Origin of the sequence: Lysinibacillus sp. FSL M8-0134 (genome assembly GCF_038069745.1) — a bacterium.
In the GTDB taxonomy this organism is placed as follows: Bacteria; Bacillota; Bacilli; order Bacillales_A; family Planococcaceae; genus Lysinibacillus; species Lysinibacillus irui.
Window position 1 is genome coordinate 3,231,850 of record NZ_JBBPAJ010000001.1, and the last position, 18,256, is coordinate 3,250,105.

The 18,256-nt window shown below is 37.7% G+C and carries 17 protein-coding genes and 1 riboswitch; of the genes, 6 read left to right on the forward strand and 11 right to left on the reverse strand.

Annotated elements, in window-relative coordinates; all coding sequences use genetic code 11:
- Positions 1 to 124 precede the first annotated feature (124 nt).
- Positions 125 to 3,208 (reverse strand): DNA polymerase III subunit alpha, encoded by a 3,084-nt coding sequence (gene dnaE / locus MKY49_RS16470; protein WP_341386688.1) that lies wholly within the window; start codon positions 3,206 to 3,208, stop codon positions 125 to 127.
- A gap of 22 nt (positions 3,209 to 3,230) precedes the next feature.
- Positions 3,231 to 4,175, reverse strand: a complete 945-nt coding sequence (locus MKY49_RS16475) for a DHH family phosphoesterase (RefSeq protein WP_274797367.1) — start codon at positions 4,173 to 4,175, stop codon at positions 3,231 to 3,233.
- A gap of 90 nt (positions 4,176 to 4,265) precedes the next feature.
- Between MKY49_RS16475 and MKY49_RS16480 the strand changes: the two genes are divergently transcribed.
- The gene (locus MKY49_RS16480) at positions 4,266 to 4,571 is read left to right on the forward strand and encodes a YtpI family protein (RefSeq protein WP_274794075.1); all 306 of its coding nucleotides are present in this window, start codon (positions 4,266 to 4,268) and stop codon (positions 4,569 to 4,571) included.
- A 54-nt stretch (positions 4,572 to 4,625) separates the two neighbouring features.
- Here MKY49_RS16480 and MKY49_RS16485 read toward each other — a convergent pair whose 3' ends face one another.
- Positions 4,626 to 5,933, reverse strand: a complete 1,308-nt coding sequence (locus MKY49_RS16485; RefSeq protein WP_274794076.1) for a DRTGG domain-containing protein — start codon at positions 5,931 to 5,933, stop codon at positions 4,626 to 4,628.
- 150 nt (positions 5,934 to 6,083) lie between these two features.
- On the reverse strand, positions 6,084 to 6,767 hold the full coding sequence (locus MKY49_RS16490; RefSeq protein WP_274794077.1) for a metal-dependent hydrolase: 684 nt from the start codon (positions 6,765 to 6,767) through the stop codon (positions 6,084 to 6,086).
- 226 nt (positions 6,768 to 6,993) lie between these two features.
- On the opposite strand from MKY49_RS16490, the gene MKY49_RS16495 reads away from it, so the two are divergent.
- The gene (locus MKY49_RS16495) at positions 6,994 to 8,082 is read left to right on the forward strand and encodes a M24 family metallopeptidase (protein ID WP_341386689.1); all 1,089 of its coding nucleotides are present in this window, start codon (positions 6,994 to 6,996) and stop codon (positions 8,080 to 8,082) included.
- Positions 8,083 to 8,128: 46 nt separating this feature from the next.
- On the opposite strand, the gene ald is transcribed toward MKY49_RS16495, so the two are convergent.
- A complete protein-coding gene (gene ald / locus MKY49_RS16500) occupies positions 8,129 to 9,244 on the reverse strand; it encodes an alanine dehydrogenase (RefSeq protein WP_274794079.1) in 1,116 nt (371 codons plus the stop codon).
- Between the two features lie 423 nt (positions 9,245 to 9,667).
- Between ald and MKY49_RS16505 the strand changes: the two genes are divergently transcribed.
- Complete coding sequence (locus MKY49_RS16505) at positions 9,668 to 10,117, forward strand: universal stress protein (protein ID WP_274794080.1); 450 nt, start codon at positions 9,668 to 9,670, stop codon at positions 10,115 to 10,117.
- A gap of 65 nt (positions 10,118 to 10,182) precedes the next feature.
- Here the strand turns inward: MKY49_RS16505 and MKY49_RS16510 are convergent, their stop codons facing one another.
- From MKY49_RS16510 to mbcS, 5 genes are all read right to left on the reverse strand, one after another.
- Positions 10,183 to 11,112 carry a class I SAM-dependent methyltransferase gene (locus tag MKY49_RS16510; RefSeq protein ID WP_322611809.1) on the reverse strand — a complete coding sequence of 310 codons (930 nt, stop codon included), beginning with the start codon at positions 11,110 to 11,112 and terminating at the stop codon, positions 10,183 to 10,185.
- A gap of 88 nt (positions 11,113 to 11,200) precedes the next feature.
- Positions 11,201 to 11,704 (reverse strand): thiol peroxidase, encoded by a 504-nt coding sequence (gene tpx, locus MKY49_RS16515; RefSeq protein WP_274794082.1) that lies wholly within the window; start codon positions 11,702 to 11,704, stop codon positions 11,201 to 11,203.
- A 142-nt stretch (positions 11,705 to 11,846) separates the two neighbouring features.
- The gene (locus MKY49_RS16520) at positions 11,847 to 12,470 is read right to left on the reverse strand and encodes an RDD family protein (protein ID WP_274794083.1); all 624 of its coding nucleotides are present in this window, start codon (positions 12,468 to 12,470) and stop codon (positions 11,847 to 11,849) included.
- Positions 12,471 to 12,482: 12 nt separating this feature from the next.
- Complete coding sequence (gene sppA / locus MKY49_RS16525; protein ID WP_341386690.1) at positions 12,483 to 13,496, reverse strand: signal peptide peptidase SppA; 1,014 nt, start codon at positions 13,494 to 13,496, stop codon at positions 12,483 to 12,485.
- Positions 13,497 to 13,683: 187 nt separating this feature from the next.
- Entirely contained in the window at positions 13,684 to 15,264 is a 1,581-nt protein-coding gene (mbcS, locus tag MKY49_RS16530) for an acyl-CoA synthetase MbcS (protein WP_322611807.1), read from the reverse strand.
- Between the two features lie 190 nt (positions 15,265 to 15,454).
- Positions 15,455 to 15,553, forward strand: a riboswitch (TPP riboswitch).
- 81 nt (positions 15,554 to 15,634) lie between these two features.
- Between mbcS and thiM the strand changes: the two genes are divergently transcribed.
- From thiM to thiE, 3 genes are read left to right on the forward strand one after another with little or no spacing between them, the layout of a single operon-like run.
- Positions 15,635 to 16,402 carry a hydroxyethylthiazole kinase gene (thiM, locus tag MKY49_RS16535; RefSeq protein WP_312506607.1) on the forward strand — a complete coding sequence of 256 codons (768 nt, stop codon included), beginning with the start codon at positions 15,635 to 15,637 and terminating at the stop codon, positions 16,400 to 16,402.
- A complete protein-coding gene (gene thiD, locus MKY49_RS16540) occupies positions 16,390 to 17,214 on the forward strand; it encodes a bifunctional hydroxymethylpyrimidine kinase/phosphomethylpyrimidine kinase (RefSeq protein WP_274794087.1) in 825 nt (274 codons plus the stop codon). Before thiM ends, thiD begins: the two co-directional genes overlap by 13 nt.
- A complete protein-coding gene (gene thiE / locus MKY49_RS16545) occupies positions 17,204 to 17,845 on the forward strand; it encodes a thiamine phosphate synthase (RefSeq protein ID WP_274794088.1) in 642 nt (213 codons plus the stop codon). Before thiD ends, thiE begins: the two co-directional genes overlap by 11 nt.
- A 71-nt stretch (positions 17,846 to 17,916) precedes the next feature.
- On the opposite strand, the gene MKY49_RS16550 is transcribed toward thiE, so the two are convergent.
- Complete coding sequence (locus MKY49_RS16550) at positions 17,917 to 18,135, reverse strand: alpha/beta-type small acid-soluble spore protein (protein WP_274794089.1); 219 nt, start codon at positions 18,133 to 18,135, stop codon at positions 17,917 to 17,919.
- Positions 18,136 to 18,256: the final 121 nt, after the last annotated feature.

Below are 18,256 nucleotides of genomic sequence, written 5' to 3' on the forward strand. Positions count from 1 at the left end.
AACTCCCCTTATCAAAAAGTGGTCTGACCACTTTTAACGTTGCTTCTAGCTTACAAAATAACTGTTCAAAAGTAAAGAAAAAACTGCATAAAATTGAATGCAGTTTCTAATTTTTTGTTTTATTTCATACCTTTTTTGTCGTTTGCGCATGTTTTACTTTGATTTGCGGCTTACCAAAGCGTCTCTCGATTACACCTTCAACCCATAACATTTCGTCTTCCACTAACAATTCCTGAACAACTTGAAAAACTTGCGGGAATAAGGTAATCGAAACAGTACCATATTCGTCCTGTAGATGAACAAAAGCCATTTGCTCACCTTTTTTTGTGCGGATTTTTTTCACTTCTTCAATTATACCAATGATTTTTACTAAAGTTCCATCACGCATCTGCTTCAGCTCTCGGCAAGTACAGGTAATATCATTCCAAAAATGCCTTTCTTGTGCTACAGGATGTGTTGAAATGTAAAAGCCTAAGCTTTCCTTCTCATGCATTAATTTTTCCTTTTGAGGCATTTCATCTGCCTGCATATATTTTGGTTTACCAAAGTTAAACGCCATTGCCGTTGCCATGTCGATATCTTCAGTCGGCCGTAACAGTTCAGCATGTTTTAAGGCGGCATCTATGGTATTGACTAGAATAGCACGGTCTTTGTCGAGGTAATCTAGCGCACCAGCAAAAATGAGTGATTCCATGACTTTCGGTTTAAAATGCTGTGCACTTAAGGCAACAGCTAAATCAAAAAGATTATTCAACGCCTCTGGATTTGATTGACGTAAAGCAGTCACTTTTTCTATCAAAGTATGCGGTACTCCCTTAATTCCTGATAAGCTATAGCGAATACCTTCATTTTCTACAGTAAAATATTTCGTACTGTTTTTTAATGAGGGTGGATAAAAAAGGATACCTTTATCTTTTGCCTCAAGGACAAAATGTTGAATCTTCTCTATATTTCCTGTTGCATTTGATAATAACGCTGCATAAAAGCTTAAAGGAAAATGAGCTTTTAAATAGGCCATTTGATAAGAAATTATACTATAGGCCACAGCATGACTTTTAGGGAACCCATAATCCGCAAAGCGAACAATGAGTTCGTATACTTCTTCTGCTACATGTTGATCAAATCCTTGCTTTAATGCACCATTAACAAATGAAGCACGTTGCTCCTCTAAAACTTGACGATTTTTTTTACTTACTGCACGGCGTAGCAAATCTGCTTGTCCCATTGTAAAGCCCGCCAGAACAGATGCAATTTTTATAATTTGTTCTTGATAAACAATAACGCCAAATGTCTCTTGTAAGATAGGCTCTAATACAGGGTGGGGCATAACAACCATTTCTTTCCCAGCTTTTCGTCTAGCATAGACTGGGATAAAATCCATCGGACCTGGACGATAAAGTGCGTTTACCGCGACAATATCTGAAAAGCTCGAAGGTTGAATATCCCGTAAAGCTTGTTTCATTCCATCTGATTCTAATTGAAAGATACCTGATGTATCTCCACGTTGTAAAAGTTGAAACGTTGTTTCATCATGCATAGGGATGCGTTCAAATTCTATCCAGGGTCCTCCCGCTTTATAGATTGACCAACGTATTTGCTCTAAAATCGTAAGATTGCGCAAGCCTAAAAAGTCCATTTTAATGAGACCACACGCTTCAATATCCCCCATCGGCCATTGTGTACTATATATACCATCATGTCCTTCTTCAATAGGTACAGTGTTTACTAACGGAGATGGAGCGATGACAATACCCGCTGCATGTGTGGAGGAATTTCTCGGCAGTCCTTCTAATTTAAGTGCTACATCCAACCACTGCTGATGCTTTTCATTCTCCGCTAACCAGACTTGAAAGTCTTGTGATTCTGCCACAGCCCTTTGTAAAGTAATACCTGGCTTATTAGGAATCATTTTCGAGATTTTTTCTAACGTCTCTGCCTCAAAGCTAAAAACCCTCGCCACATCTCTAGCTACTGCTTTTGCAGACAATGTCCCAAATGTAATAATTTGCGCAACATTCGCTTTGCCATATTTTTGTGCAACATACTGAATAACCTGGTGCCTTTTACTATCGACAAAATCGATATCAATATCAGGTAAAGAAATTCTTTCAGGATTTAAAAATCGTTCAAATAATAAACCATAGGCTAGTGGATCTACTTGTGTTATGAATAGGCTATAGGCCACAAGCGAACCCGCGGAGGAACCACGACCAGGTCCAGTCAAAATACGATTTTCTTTCGCATAACGCATAAAGTCTGCAACAACTAAAAAATAGTCAGCAAAGCCCATTGAACAAATAACTTCCAGTTCATGTTGTAACCTTTCCTGATAGACAGTCGGAATTGCCATTTGATTCAAGCGTTTTTCCAATCCTGAAAATGCTTCACTAACCAAGAAACTTTCAGCTGTTTCACCTACAGGCAAAGGATATTTAGGCATTTGCACAGGCATTTCAGGGATACTAGCTGTGCAACTAGCAAGCATGTTTACGCTAGACTCCAACCACTCTGGTCGATCAGCAAACCAATTTTGCCATTCATATGCCGTAGGAGCAAAATAGCCTTGTAAGTCAGCCGTTAACAATGTACCACCCAGTTTTTCTCCCGTATCAATCGCTCTAGCCACCTCATAAGCAAAGTGATCTTCTGGACGTAAAAAATAACAACTTTGAGTGGCAACAAGTGGAATTGTCTGTTCCTCGCACCAAACAACTATATCTCCTTCATTAGGTGCTTTTACCCCTCCAGGTCGTGCAATTCCCATATAAAAATGATGGTTAAATAGCTGGACAAAAGCAGTAATTATTTCCTGCCAGTCCGTTAAGTCCACAAAATCACTTGTAGAAAGCATGGCGATACATCCTGCTGCATATCCCTCAAGCCACTTCCATGGCAATACTTCATCATGTCTAATTGAAATAGCACTACTAATCTTTAAAAGATGCTGATAGCCTTCTTGAGTCTGTGCATACAGTACAACGGGTATACGATGATCCTGCCACTGTACGATAACCGAAAGCCCTATGACCGCATGGATATTTGCTTGCTGCAACGCTTTACAAAAAGGCAAAAGCCCGTACAACTTCGTATTTACGATTGCACAGGCCTGTGTTTTTTGCTCTTGTAAAAAAGGAATCAATTGTTCAAGCCGAATTGTGCTTTTCAATAAATCCGCGCTCGTATGCATCTTTGTATATACATGTGTCAAATGAATCCCTTCCTTTTCTCTCTTAATGATATGCTTTACAAATTTCTTGTAATCTTGAAATAACGGCGTCTGCCTCCTCCCATGAATAAGCAGTAGCTCCAGAGGCTAGTGGATGCCCACCCCCGTTAAATTCCTTCGCTAATGTATTAATAATTGGACCCTTTGAACGTAGTCGTACTCGAATTTGATCTTCTTCTTCAATGAACACTACCCATGAGCATATTCCTTTTACACTGCCCAGACAGCCTACTAGTAAAGAAGCCTCTGATGGAACTGTCTCATACTGTGCTAGCAAATCCTTTGACAGCTTCACATAGGCAGCTCCATGCTCATCCATTACAAAATTTTGATAAATATAGCCTTGTAAATTAAGTAGCTTCTGATCCATTTCATACATGCCATCAAAAATTTCATTTCGATTAAAATCATATGTAATCAAATCTGCAGCAACTTTAAATGTTTTAGAGGTTGTACTTGGGAATTGAAATCTGCCTGTATCCCCTACAATACCTGCAAATAGTAATCGTGCTGCGGCATCTGATAATTTCCAGTCTGCAACTACCTTACCTTCTTCATACAATTCATAAATCATTTCACTGCAAGAGCTTGCTGTTGTGTCAACCCATAAAAGATCACCATAAGCATCATCATTTGGATGATGATCAATTTTAATTACCATTTTCCCTTTGGTATAGCGCTGGTCGTCGACGCGCTCTGTATTGGCAGTGTCTGTCACGATGACTAAGGCATTTTCATAAACATCATCTGCTATTTGATCAGGCTGTGCCATAAATGATAAAGAAGCATCATGGTCTCCTACAGCATAAACCTTTTTCTCAGGATAATTTGCTAAAATAATCTCTTTTAATCCTTGTTGTGAGCCGTAAGCATCCGGATCTGGACGTACATGACGATGAATTATGATTGTTTCATTGGCCTTAATTGTGTCGATGATTTGTCTTTTCACCATAAATTCCTCCAAAATGATAGTAAGAACCGTTAGCATTTTTCCAAAATAATCGTTACAATAATGTCTAGTTATGCTAGGAGGTTTACTATGCTCAATTTAATATTTGTGTTCACGATAATCATATCATTTGTCTTCTATTTTTATTTTAAAACAAAACAGTTTCGTTCTCCATTACCGATTGCCAAGAATTGGTACAAGAGTAAAGCGAATATAGGCTTTGGTTCCTTCCTAGTGTTTTTTGGATTAAATCAAGCCTATCTATTCCCTACCTTGTATACATTTATTATTGTAGCAATTCTAGTCGTGCTCGGCATCTTTGTCATTTTAGAAAATACAAAAAAAGCACGCCATTATGGGCAATTTGTTGAAGAGGAATTTCGTATAAATCAATAATTATGTAACAAAGGGATGACCAAGCAATTGCTCTAGGCCATCCCTTTTTAATCGTTAACGTTCCAATAATTGGAACATCATCATTGCCTTACCGACAAGCATTTGTTGATTATACACTTCAAAATCCATTTTCACAAACTTACGACTCATATCTAATATTCGAGGCTTAACTGTAAGTGTACTTTCCATCTGTACGGGTTTAATGAAATAAATCGTCATATTCTCGGCCACCGCATCTCCACGTTTGCGACGTTTTAATGCAAAAGAACCTACCTCAGCTAATAACGTTGTAAAAGCACCATATGAGATTGCTCCGTATTGATTGGTCATTTGTGGCGTGACTTTAAATTCGACAATAAGTTCCTCATCACCTAATACCTTCATTTCATTTTTCACTAAATCATCAATTGTTTCACCATGCTGCGGCTGTCTTTGTGCTAGTTGTAGTGCCTTTAGTACATCCTGACGACTAATGACACCTTGCAGAATATTATCATCATCCACAATAGGTAAGAGGTCAATCCCCTCCCAAATCATCCTATGCCCTGCAGAAGCAACACTCATTTTCATGGAGCCAGCAATCGGATTTTTCGTCATAACTTTTTCAATAAGCTCGTTTTCTTCACGTCCAATGACGTCTTTTACAGTAATCATCCCGACAAGTTTATTTTGATGAGTGACAACTGGAAATGCACCGTGTGTTGTACGTTCATTCAGCTTCTGGAAATGATGAATTGTTTCATCATTCTTTAACGCAGCCGTGTCAGTCATTGGTACATAAATGTCTTCGATAAACAAAATATCTTTTTTGATTAATTGGTCATAGATTGCTCGGTTAATCATCGTTGCAACTGTAAAGGTATCGTAACTTGTTGAAATAATTGGTAAATCTAATGAGTCTGCAAGCATCTTATTATCTTCTGTTGTATCAAAACCGCCAGTGATTAAAACCGCTGCACCTGCTCGTAGTGCATTTTCATGTGCTTTAATACGGTTCCCTACAATCAATAAGCTACCTGCATCTGTATAGCGCATCATGTCCTCTAGCTGCATTGCACCAATGACAAATTTCGTTAGCGTTTTATGTAGACCTGATTTTCCACCTAAAACTTGGCCATCGATAATATTGACAATTTCTGCAAAAGTCAAACGCTCAATATTTTCTTTCTTTTTTTTCTCAATACGAATTGTTCCAACACGTTCTATCGAACTTACTAAGCGGCGATTTTCCGCTTCTTTTATGGCGCGGTAAGCAGTCCCTTCGCTCACTTGCATTTCCTTCGCAATTTGACGTACTGAAATTTTATCGCCCACGGGTAGTGATTCGATGTATTGTAAAATTTTCTCATGTTTTGTAGACAAAATATCACCTATTTCCTAAGCTTCAATTCTGCTCTTAGTGTACCATATTTTTTATAAAAATATTTAATATAAAGTGAGAAAAAGTTTAATATTGCCCATCATTTCAACTACCGTCGTGGTGTCAATTTATTAGTACAGCAACCTCAAGGATTAGAAACAGTTTACTTTTTCACCCGCTTTTAAAATCTGAACCTCAGAATTTTGCACTAAATCTGCAAAAATTTGTGGATCTTGCTCGATTGGTGGGAATGTATTGTAATGAATCGGTACAACTATTTTCGGCTTCAAGAATGAAACTGCACAAGCTGCATCCTCTGGTCCCATTGTAAAATTATCTCCAATTGGTAAGAAGGCAATATCGATTGGATGTCGTTCACCGATTAACTTCATATCTCCAAATAGGGCCGTATCGCCTGCATGATAGATTGTTAATCCTTCAATAAATAATAAAATCCCCGCTGGCATGCCCATATAAATAATTTCATTATTATCTGTTACATAAGATGATCCATGAAAGGCTTGAGTAAACTTCACTTTACCAAAGTCAAATTCTTTAGCACCCCCGATATGCATTGGGTGTACTTTAACACCTTGCCAAGATAGCCAATTCGCTAATTCATTTGGAGCAATGACTAACGCATCTTTTTTCTTCGCTAGTTCCACCGTGTCTCCAACATGATCATTATGTCCATGTGTCAGTAAAATAATATCTGGTGTCTCCTCAGCAACGTTTAAATCTGTTTGTCCATTGCCATTAATGAAAGGGTCAATTAAAATTGTTTTCCCATTTGTTTGAATTTTGACAACTGAATGTCCATGATAACTGATTTCCATTTTTAAAATCCTCCCCGAATTATAAATTACAGTCCATCATTTTAATTCGCTACTCATGCGTATTTTCCCTTTTTTTGATATGCTTGTACAGAGAATAATCGTAGACTTCTCTAATAGACTTATACCCTGTTAGAGCACCATTATTCAGTACTAAGAAAGGCATCGACATTTTTTGTCGAAACCTTTTAACGTATCATTTCCCATGTAATAAAAGGAGGACATATTTATGTCAAAGGTTAAAGAAATCCAAAGTTATTTGCAGCAAAATCACATTGATGCAGCATTCGTAACAACACCTGACAATGTTTTTTACGTATCAGGCTTTAAAAGTAATCCACATGAAAGATTACTAGGGGTTATGATTTTTAAAAATGCTGAGCCTTTTCTAATTTGTCCACAAATGGAGATTCCAGATGCGAAGGCTGCAGGTTGGAATTACGAGGTTATTGGTCATCAAGATACAGAAAATTCGATGGACGTTCTTGCCCAAGCTATCACATCACGTCAAGTTAACCCAACTACGTTTGCCATTGAAAAAGCGCAACTAATCGTGGAACGTTTAGAAGCTTTACAACAATCATTCCCTCAAGCTAATTTTGTGCGCCTTGATGAAAAGATTAATGCCATGCGTGTAATCAAGGATGAAAGTGAATTAGAAAAATTACGTAAGGCTGCAGAATTAGCTGATTATGCAATTGAAGTTGGTTGCAAGGAAATCGCTGAAGGCAAAACAGAAATGGAAATTCTAACTGCGATTGAAAGTGCTATTCAAGATAAAGGGTGCAAAATGTCCTTTGAAACAATGGTATTAAGCGGTCCAAAAACTGCATCTCCACACGGGAAACCAGGAGCACGTAAAATTGAAAAAGGTGATATGGTACTATTTGACCTTGGGGTAATTTACGATGGCTATTGCTCAGATATTACGCGCACAGTTGCCTTCGGTGAACCTACTGAAGCACAAAAAGAAATTTATAATACTGTTTTAGCTGCCAACCAAAATGCAGTGGCAGCCGTCAAGCCTGGTATTCGTGCTATGGACTTAGATAAAATTGCTCGTGATACAATTACTGAAGCAGGTTATGGTGAATATTTCACACATCGCCTTGGGCATGGTCTCGGCATTTCTGTACACGAATTCCCATCCGTTACAGGCGCTAATGAAATGACAATGGAAGAGGGCATGGTCTTTACAATTGAGCCTGGCATTTATAAATCAGATGTAACAGGCGTACGTGTCGAGGATGACGTTGTCGTAACAAAAGATGGCGTGGAGGTACTAACAAAGTTTCCGAAAGATTTAATCATTCTATAAGGAATACAAAAAAGGAAGCAACCTGTGTGCTTCCTTTTTCAATGATTTATTGAATTAATTCATCTACATTTACAAATGGCAGTCCTTGTGAATCTGCTACTGCTTTATACACAAGTTGTCCATCTAATGTATTGACACCTTTTTTAAGTGCCTCATTATCGAGACAAGCCTGCTTATAGCCTTTATTGGCAATTTGAAGTGCGTATGGAATAGTATTATTCGTTAAGGCAATAGTTGATGTACGAGGTACTGCACCTGGCATATTGGCTACTGCATAGTGTACTACACCATGTTTTACATATGTTGGATCATCATGCGTTGTCACACGATCAGATGTTGCAAAAATACCACCTTGGTCAATCGCGATATCTACCACTACTGAACCAGCTTGCATTGACTGAATCATTTCTTCAGATACAAGCTTAGGTGCTTTTGCTCCTGGAATTAAAACTGCACCAATGACTAAATCTGAATTTTTCACTGATTCTGCAATATTATAAGGATTTGAGATTAGTGTTTGAACCTCGCGACCAAACAAATCTTCTAATTGGCGTAGGCGTTCTGGGCTTAAATCAATAACTGTCACATCTGCCCCCATACCAACAGCGATTTTTGCAGCATTTGTTCCTGCGATACCCCCACCAATTACTGTCACTTTACCGCGTTGTACACCTGATACGCCTCCAAGTAAAATACCTTTACCAGCATGGTTTCTTTCCAAGAACTGCGCACCGATTTGCGTAGCCATTTTACCAGCTACTTCACTCATTGGTGTTAACAAAGGTAATGAGCCATTTGCTAATTGCACAGTTTCATAGGCAATCCCTACAACCTTTTTATTTAAAAGTGCCTGAGTTAATTCAACCTCTGGCGCTAAGTGTAAATACGTGAATAAAATTTGACCTTCATAAAAATAATCATACTCTGAAGCAACAGGTTCTTTCACCTTCATGATCATTTCTTGTGACCATGCTTCTTTAGCTGTTTGAACGATATGAGCACCAGCTGCAATGTAATCAGCATCCGTAAAGCTTGATCCTAAACCTGCTCCTGTTTCAATGTACACCTCATGACCTGCATGTGTTAAAGTAACAACTCCCGCAGGTGTCATTGCTACACGATTTTCATTGTTTTTAATTTCCTTTGGAATACCAATCTTCATTGTTTCCTATCCCCTTCCATAACTTAAGAAATAAGCATCATATATGTAACTATGAATTGATGCACCCCTTGCAATTCCATATTACCAAACAAATGCAAAAAAAGCTTTAACTAAAGCAAATACAAATAAAATTTATAACATTTCCAAAATACAAAATATTTAAACGATGAATTGGTTGAAAAACATTATATTTAGATAGCAAATTAATGAAACGAAAGGAACGTTAAAGAAGGCTATAGCTAATGCAAATTTAACTAGCAAAAAGACGTTTACACGCTGTAAATAGTGGGAATTAAGTAAGTAAATTTATTTGACATTTCTTCATGAAATGCCTTCACTTTTTCATAATTTTATTCCGGAAAGTATTTCCTTTAGAAAATCATTTGGTATAATCAACATATACAAATCAGGGAGGTTTTTCAAATGGCTAATCATTATAAAAGCATTGTTGTTGCAGTAGACGGTTCAAAAGAAGCTGAATACGCATTTCGTAAATCAATTGATGTTGCAAAACGAAACGAAGGTGCTGTATTAAATCTAGTAAATGTAATCGACACTCGTTCATTCGCTGCTATTGAGGCATATGATCGTTCTATTGCGGAACGTGCTCAAGCATTTTCTGAAGAACTATTAAATGGTTACAAAAAGCAAGCTGAAGATGAAGGCTTAACAAATGTGAATCTTATCATTGAGTATGGCTCACCAAAAAATATCATTACAAAAGAACTTTCTAAAATTGTAGATGCAGATTTAATTATTTGTGGTGCAACTGGTTTAAATGCCGTTGAACGTTTCTTAATTGGCTCTGTATCCGAAGCCATTGTACGTTCAGCTAAATGTGACGTACTTGTTATCCGTACACCAGAAAACTAATTCGCAATACATAAAAAGGTATCCTTCTAAAGGATACCTTTTTACTTCTATTGGAATCGTCAGGCTTACTTGCCCTCTTTCCACATTTTCACTTTTTCAAAGAATAATGCCAGAGCCTGTTTATTCTGCATATTTGGTACTTTTGCTAGTAGGACTTCTTTTGGCGCTTTTAATTCTTTCGCTTGCTTTTGTAAAATCACAATGCTTTTTTCTAATGTTTTATTGGCAAACATAGAGTCAGGTAATTGAATGATCGCCTGAATCCAAGCATGCTTTTGAATATATTTGTGTAGTTGCTTAGATTGTTCCGAATCGAAAAGATGAGAGGGCGCAAGGAAAAATAAATAGCCACCATCTTTTGTATAATTCATCGATTGTTCAATAAATAAATGGTGTGCATAACTCATTCCCTCAGACGGACATAGTTCATAGTTGAGTGCCACTTCTTCATTTGGATAATAGCCTACAGGTAAATCACAAACAACTGCATCAACTGGGTTTACCAATAAATCCTCTAAGGCATCTTGACGGTATAAAGAAATAGGCTGCTCTATTAAGTCAGCAGTGGCCGCAGCAAGGCGAATAAGTAGTTCGTCCACTTCAACACCAGTCGCTTCCACTTTGCCATCTAATAGATTCATGACCGTCAGTAGTAAATTACCTGTACCTACTGCTGGATCCATGATTGAAATCTTTTCATTTTCAAGACGCTCTACAAAAATTTGTTCCACAAAATAGCCAACGAGTAAACCTAATGTATCTGGTGTCATTTGATGATTTGGCTGCGAACCTTTACGCATTCCTTTTAAAATGGCGATTTGAATAGCTTTACGAATATCCTCTTTTGTCGCACCCTGTTGTGAAAAATCAACTTCACCATCGAGCCATGCTTCTAGACCATCTAGTAACCCCTCTAACAGTGTTATATTGTGTTCTTTTTCGATTTTTTCGGCATGCTCATTAAGCAAACCAAATAATTTCTCGATATTTTCCATAGATAACTTCCTTTCACACAGAAAAGAGCCGTGACAAAACACGTCACAGCCCATTTGTCTAGTATTATCTTAGCCTAAAAGCAGCTCATTATGCTAGTGCTTTAACAGCTGCAACGGCCGCTTCATAGTTTGGATGATCTGTAGCTTCAGGTACATACTCAACATATGTCACTTTATTATTTGCATCCACAACGAAAACTGCACGTGTCAGAAGACGTAATTCTTGAATGTACACGCCATATGCTTCACCAAATGAAAGGTCGCGGTGATCAGAAACAGTTTGAACTGCATCAATACCTGCTGCCCCACACCAACGCTTCTGAGCAAATGGAAGATCTACGGATACTGTATAAATGACTACATTATCGCCTAAATTAGCTGCTTCTTCATTGAAACGGCGTGTTTGCGCATCACATACACCAGTATCTAATGATGGTACAACACTAAATAAACGAATTTTTCCTTCTGAATCTTTTAATGTTACAGGTGATAGGTCATTCGCTAATACTGTAAAATCAGGAGCTTGATCGCCCACCTTTACTTCATTTCCTACTAGTGTTACAGGACCATTTTTAAATGTTACTTGTGCCATATAAACGCCTCCTAATCATCATATGTACATAATATTACTAAATGAAGGGAATTAATTGCAACTAAGTTAGCTTACTTTATTAGAATGTGCTATTTAATAGGAAAGACTGCCTCACTATTATTTCGAGACAGCCTCTTGCTTACTATTCATTTTTTTCTTCTAGCTTGGCTAGTTCAGGTTTTTCCTCTTGCACTTGATTTTCTATCATCTCTTCTTGATTCAAAGAAGCTATAGGTACGACATCCTTTTCAATAAAGACTTTTTCGTGTACCACGGTTGTATCTGCAAAATAATCATGTAAACCCTGGTTTTCTGGTAGAATGACGACCAAAATATAAAGTGGCATAAAAACATTATTAATAATGCGGCCAATCCAATCACGGAATAACACATCTGACCATGTTAGCTTATCATGTTTTAATGAAATAACACGTAATCCAAAAACCATTTTCCCTAATGTTTGCCCAAAGAACTTTGTCATTAGCACAAAATAGCTATAATAGAGAATTGCCGTGATGAGAGAAATCGGCGCATACCAAACGGTGTCTGATAAGGACCAATCCATTAGATAAAAGATAGGATTGAAGAGTATTCCACCTACAGCAGATATTATGAAACCATCTAATAAAAATGCCCAAAATCGAATCCAAAAGCCAGCGGTTTTTAACGCATAGTTTGTAGGCTTTGCCGATTTTTCTGAGGTGTTGATAAGAAAGCCATTTTCCATAGAGGGTGAGCCCTGCATAACAATTTCATTGTTTGTCATTGTACTTCCCCCTTAGTATTCCCCATATAAATACATCATTTTAGGCGCACTGTAGTCCGTCATAATTTTCATTAGCATCTTTTCTTCCGCAGAGGGACCAAATATGGAGCCTATTTTCATACCAACATACGATTGCCAGCCTCCCATATCATATGCATACTCAAATAATGCAGCATCTTCAAGGCCATAATCTGCTCTTAACGCTGCGATAGCTGCTTCTTCATCCCCAATTTCATCAATTAAGCCTGCCTCAAGCGCTTTTGTACCACCAAGAATACGACCATCTGCCACTTTCTTCACGTCTGCTTCAGACATATTACGACCTTGCTCTACTATGTCCACAAATTCTTCATATGTTTCATTAATCATATCTTGCATCATGGCACGTTCCTCTGCTGTCACTTCACGCATTGGACTTAGCATATCCTTATGTTCACCTGATTTAAACGTTTCAAATTTCACACCAACTTTTTCAGCTAATGCTTGGTAGTTAATAGATTGCATAATAACACCAATCGATCCTGTAATTGTATCACGATGCGCAAATATTTTATCTGCAGGTGCTGAAATATAATATCCACCTGATGCAGCCATAGAATCCATAGATACATAAATTGGAATTTGACGTTCTTCTTTAATCTTTAAGAGCTTTTTATAAATATCTGCTGATTCTTTGACGCCACCACCTGGTGAATTGACACTTAAAACAATGCCTTGTACTGAATCATCATACAAAATATTATCCAATTGCTCTAGGAAAAATTGATGATCATAGGCAACTGGTTGCCATAATGTACTTGAGCCGATATCTTGAATTGTTCCATCTACCTTTAAATAAGCGATCCGCTTATCAAAATTATCTCCTTCAATTACATTTTCATATACATCTAAATTATTTCCTGCCATTAAACTATCAAAATTACCTAGGAAATCTGCTTTAAATAGAGCAAAAATGGTGTTAATCCCCAATGAAAATAATAAAAGAACACCTGCGATTACTAAAGCAACCCACCTTTTAACATTCATGTCTTTCCGCCTCCTTAACACGTAATACGAATGACTAGCTTTTTTGTTTCATTTTTTTGCAATCATATGCAAAAAGATTTATACTATTTATTTCCTCATAATACCTTACCTAAAAAAACAAAAAAAATCAAAGTCCATTGCCATTCTTGAACTTTGATTTTCGACATTATTTCCTAGGAAATGATAATTAGTGTAGTTGTTTTGCTTCTTGCTGTCTTAATTCAACACGTCGAATTTTCCCCGAGGATGTTTTCGGTAGCTCTTCCACAAATTCAATAGCACGCGGATATTTATAAGGTGCTGTCAATAGTTTCACATGATCTTGAAGAGTTCGAATAAGTGCTTCATCACCATTTTCAGCATTTCGAAGTACAACAAAAGCTTTAACAATATTTCCCCGAACTTTATCTGGGCTCGCAATAACAGCCGCTTCTTTTACAGCTGGGTGCTTCATCAAAGCATCTTCTACCTCAAATGGCCCAATTGTGTAGCCAGAGGATATAATGACATCATCTCCACGACCCTCAAACCAAAAGTAACCATCTTGATCTTTATAAGCACGATCACCTGTAATATACCACTCTCCACGGAATTGTAAATTTGTTCGTTCCGGGTCATTTAAATATTTTTTAAACAGTGCGGGAGTGGTGCGATGAACAGCAATATCGCCAACTTCTCCAACAGCAACAGGGTTACCGAAATCGTCTATAATTTCAACCTTATTGCCAGGAGTTGGTTTTCCCATAGAACCAATTCTAGCTTCCATTCCAACCATTGTGCCAACAAGTAATGTGTTTTCCGTCTGACCGTAGCCATCTCGGACTTGCAAATCGAAAGTCTTCGAAAATACGTTAATGACCTCGCTATTCAAAGGCTCTCCTGCTGATACAGCTTGACGAAGTGCCGTTAAATCGAATTCATGTAAATGTTCTAGTGCTGCCATAAAACGATATTCTGTAGGTGTGCAACATAAAACATTTATTTTAAATTTTTCGAGTAACCTTAGATAGGTAGATGCATCAAATTTCCCCTTATATACAAATGCAGTAGCACCACTCCCTAATGTTGCTAGAAACGGACTCCAAATCCATTTTTGCCAACCTGGTGCTGCTGTCGCCCAAACAATATCATCTTCTTGCACACCTAACCAGTGTGGTGCTGTTGTTCGTAAATGTGCATAGCCCCAGCTATGAGTATGTACAGCTGCTTTTGGGTTTCCTGTTGTACCACTTGTATAAGCTAAGAATGCAGTATCTGTACTTTTTGTTGGAGAAGAACTTATGTAAGTTGTAGGTTGAATGCGCATTTTTTCTAAAAGTGGTTGCCAAGGTTCATGGGCCTTCCCTATAACAAATTGTTGCATTCCTTGTAAATTGTTCACCTGATCAAATTGATCAATATAAGGCTCGTAAGCAACAATTCCTTTAGCATTCGCATGCTTGATGCGATATTCAATGTCTTTAGTTCTTAGCATTTCTGAGCTCGGAATAATAGTTAATCCAGCTTTCAATGCTGCAATATATACAATATATGCTTCCACTGAACGAGGTACCATCACTAAAATCACATCACCTTTTGATAAACCTTGCATCGTGAATACGTGTGCAGCTTGATTTGCCCTTTCAAGTAAATATGCATATGTAATAAATTGTACATCCTTATTTTCCTCGTAAATAATTAATGCATTTTTTGTTGTATCTTGAGCATATTTTTCAATTTCATCTGTTATGTTATACCATTCTGGTGCAACTAAATCTTGTCTCTTCATGGCAAATGCCCCCTTTTGCTATGACACATTATAAAACTCTTTTTTCAGCATTTTCAATGGTTTGCGCTTAATTTTGGAAAAGTCATGACAACTATCATACTCTGCTATATGGCATCGGTCACATTTTGTCGATAGGTAAACTTGCTATTGAATACAATTGAAAAGTATGGTACATTTTGGTCAACTAAAAGCAAGATTGCAGGGGGACTCGTCAAGAGTTGAGAAGGTAAAACCTGACCCTTTGAACCTGTTAGTTAATACTGACGTAGGGAGCAATAAACATCTATTGATGAAAGGCTCTTTTTCGTGCATTTTTACACAAAAAGAGCCTTTTTTGCATGCTTACGTCCATCCATAAAGGAGGACTACGATGATATTTCAAACAATTCGTCAACAGCAACCACTGATTCATTGTATTACAAATTATGTGGTAGCAAATTTCCAAGCAAATGGTTTATTAGCAATAGGCGCTTCCCCGGTTATGGCCGATGATAGCCGTGAGGTAGAGGAAATGGTAGCACTCGCTCAAGCCTTGTTAATTAACATCGGTACACTCAATGATCGAACTAAAGAATCAATGTTGTTAGCAGGCAAAATGGCCAATAAACTTGGAATTCCAGTCATTTTAGATCCTGTCGGTGCTGGTGCCACTACTTATCGAAAAGAAACGGTACGATACTTGCTTGAGGAAGTACATTTTTCGGTCATTCGTTGTAATGTTGGGGAACTAGCAGCAATAGCCAATGTTGACTGGCAACAAAAAGGTGTCGATAGTGGGAATGGCTCCATTGCTTTAGAAGAAGAGGCGATTTTATTAGCCCAACATTATCAATGCATTGTTATCATAACAGGAGAACGAGATTTTATAACAGATGGTGTGGATAGCCAATGGATAAATGGCGGGAATATGCAAATGACCGAGGTAACAGGGACAGGCTGTTTACTTAGTGCTATTTGCGGTGCCGCCTATATTGCAGGCCATAATCCATACAGACAATTAGCGGACACATTAACTTACTATAAAAAAGCTGCGGTACTGGCGTCAGCGTTTACATCAGATATTGGTGATTTCCAAATAGCTTTACTAAATGCTCTTTATCGCCTATCGAAGGATGGTGAAGCTTCATGCATATTGTAACGACGATTGCAGGCTCAGATAGTGGTGGCGGTGCAGGCATACAGGCTGATTTAAAAACATTTCAGGAATTAGGGGTGTTTGGTACTTCAGTAATTACAGCTTTGACAGCACAAAATACAATGGGTGTGTCAGGAGTTTTCCCTATTGATCACTCCTTTGTTGAAAAACAATTTCAAGCTTTAATCGAAGATTTTTCAATTGCTGCAATTAAAACAGGGATGCTTTATTCCTCTGATATTATTAAAGCTATCGCACATATGATTCATAATCAAAACATCCCACTAATTGTTGATCCAGTAATGATTGCAAAGGGTGGAGAAAGCTTATTACTGCAAGAAGCTATTGAAGCAATGCGCTCTTCTCTACTACCACTTGCTACGATCGTTACCCCCAATATCCCTGAAGCAGAGGCTCTGACAGGGAGAAAAATACATGATGTTTCAGATATACGTGAAGTAGCTCAAGGTTTTTTTCAATTAGGTGTACATTGCGTCATTCTTAAAGGTGGCCATTTAGCAGATCCAAATTTTGCTATTGATTATGTATTTTTTCAAAACGGTAAATCTTTTTCTATGCAAACTCCACGTATCCAAACGTCCAATACCCATGGCACAGGTTGCACATTTTCAGCAGCAATCACTGCTTTTCTTGGTCAAGGTTTTGCGATGGATAAGGCAATTATCGAAGCTAAAAAATTTATTCAATTAGCAATTTTACATGATTTATCTATTGGTCATGGTTATGGACCAACAAATCATTTTGCTTATCAACTGCATAAGGATTCCTGTGAGGTGTTGATTTATGAAACGTGAGGATTTACAACTTTATTTTATTATGGGCACAAGCAATGTTAGTCATCAGAATCCCCTTCATGTACTAGAGAGAGCGTTGCAAGCTGGAATTACCATGTTTCAATTTCGAGAAAAAGGTTCCCATGCATTAACTGGATTTGCCTATGAACAATTTGCACGTCAATGTCAAAAACTATGTCAACAATATAACGTTCCTTTTATTGTCAATGATGATGTCGAACTTGCATTACGACTTGGTGCGGACGGTGTTCATATCGGACAAGATGATTTACATGTTAGCATAGCACGTAAAAAAATTGGTAATATGATTCTTGGTGTTTCTGTGCATTCCCAGGACGAACTAGAAACAGCCATTATCCATCAAGCAGATTATGTAGGTATTGGTCCGATTTTTGCAACAACTTCAAAACGGGATGCACAATCACCATGTGGTACAAATTTTTTGCAGCAAGCTCACAATTTCTATCCTGAATTACCAATTGTAGCGATTGGTGGAATTAACCCTACCAATGCATACGCCGTATTTCAAGCTGGGGCAGATGGTATTGCTGTTATTTCAGCTATCTGTGAAAGTATAGATATTAAGCATACAGTAAATACGTTAAGGTCTGTGACACGCATAAATGGTTGATTTTTAAACAAACTAAAACCAGTGCCTTTTTACGGTCACTGGTTTTAAGTTTATAAATGCTTAGTCAGCATTTATTGGTTGTTGTTTGGCATACCTTTTAATTGAGATTCTGCCATTTGTACAAGACGTTTAGTGATTTCACCACCAACGGAACCGTTGGCACGAGCTGAAGCTTCAGCTCCTAATTGAACACCAAATTCTTGTGCAATTTCGTATTTCATTTGATCAAGTGCTTGTTGTGCACCAGGCACTGCAAGCTGGTTTGAACTGCGGTTGTTGTTTGAAGCCATGTCTCTCACCTCCTTGTGAATATAGAATGTGCGATATTAGATTTTTAATACAAAAATTTTAGAGGTAAATTGTACCTCTAATGGCATAGATAAAATAACATAAAAAAGCCGTCTCAAAATT

What these genes read in the sequence shown, in the direction of transcription:
- MKY49_RS16510 (WP_322611809.1), bottom strand. Translation starts at nt 11,112, where the DNA reads ATGGAAAATATCGAGAAATTATTTGGTTTGCTTAATGAGCATGCCGAA.
- MKY49_RS16520 (WP_274794083.1), bottom strand. Translation starts at nt 12,470, where the DNA reads ATGACAAACAATGAAATTGTTATGCAGGGCTCACCCTCTATGGAAAAT.
- ald (WP_274794079.1), bottom strand. Translation starts at nt 9,244, where the DNA reads ATGAAGATTGGTATTCCAAAGGAAATTAAAAACAATGAAAATCGTGTA.
- thiM (WP_312506607.1), top strand. Translation starts at nt 15,635, where the DNA reads ATGATATTTCAAACAATTCGTCAACAGCAACCACTGATTCATTGTATT.
- MKY49_RS16550 (WP_274794089.1), bottom strand. Translation starts at nt 18,135, where the DNA reads ATGGCTTCAAACAACAACCGCAGTTCAAACCAGCTTGCAGTGCCTGGT.
- MKY49_RS16505 (WP_274794080.1), top strand. Translation starts at nt 9,668, where the DNA reads ATGGCTAATCATTATAAAAGCATTGTTGTTGCAGTAGACGGTTCAAAA.
- thiD (WP_274794087.1), top strand. Translation starts at nt 16,390, where the DNA reads ATGCATATTGTAACGACGATTGCAGGCTCAGATAGTGGTGGCGGTGCA.
- sppA (WP_341386690.1), bottom strand. Translation starts at nt 13,496, where the DNA reads ATGAATGTTAAAAGGTGGGTTGCTTTAGTAATCGCAGGTGTTCTTTTA.
- MKY49_RS16490 (WP_274794077.1), bottom strand. Translation starts at nt 6,767, where the DNA reads ATGGAAATCAGTTATCATGGACATTCAGTTGTCAAAATTCAAACAAAT.
- MKY49_RS16495 (WP_341386689.1), top strand. Translation starts at nt 6,994, where the DNA reads ATGTCAAAGGTTAAAGAAATCCAAAGTTATTTGCAGCAAAATCACATT.
- thiE (WP_274794088.1), top strand. Translation starts at nt 17,204, where the DNA reads ATGAAACGTGAGGATTTACAACTTTATTTTATTATGGGCACAAGCAAT.
- tpx (WP_274794082.1), bottom strand. Translation starts at nt 11,704, where the DNA reads ATGGCACAAGTAACATTTAAAAATGGTCCTGTAACACTAGTAGGAAAT.
- mbcS (WP_322611807.1), bottom strand. Translation starts at nt 15,264, where the DNA reads ATGAAGAGACAAGATTTAGTTGCACCAGAATGGTATAACATAACAGAT.
- MKY49_RS16480 (WP_274794075.1), top strand. Translation starts at nt 4,266, where the DNA reads ATGCTCAATTTAATATTTGTGTTCACGATAATCATATCATTTGTCTTC.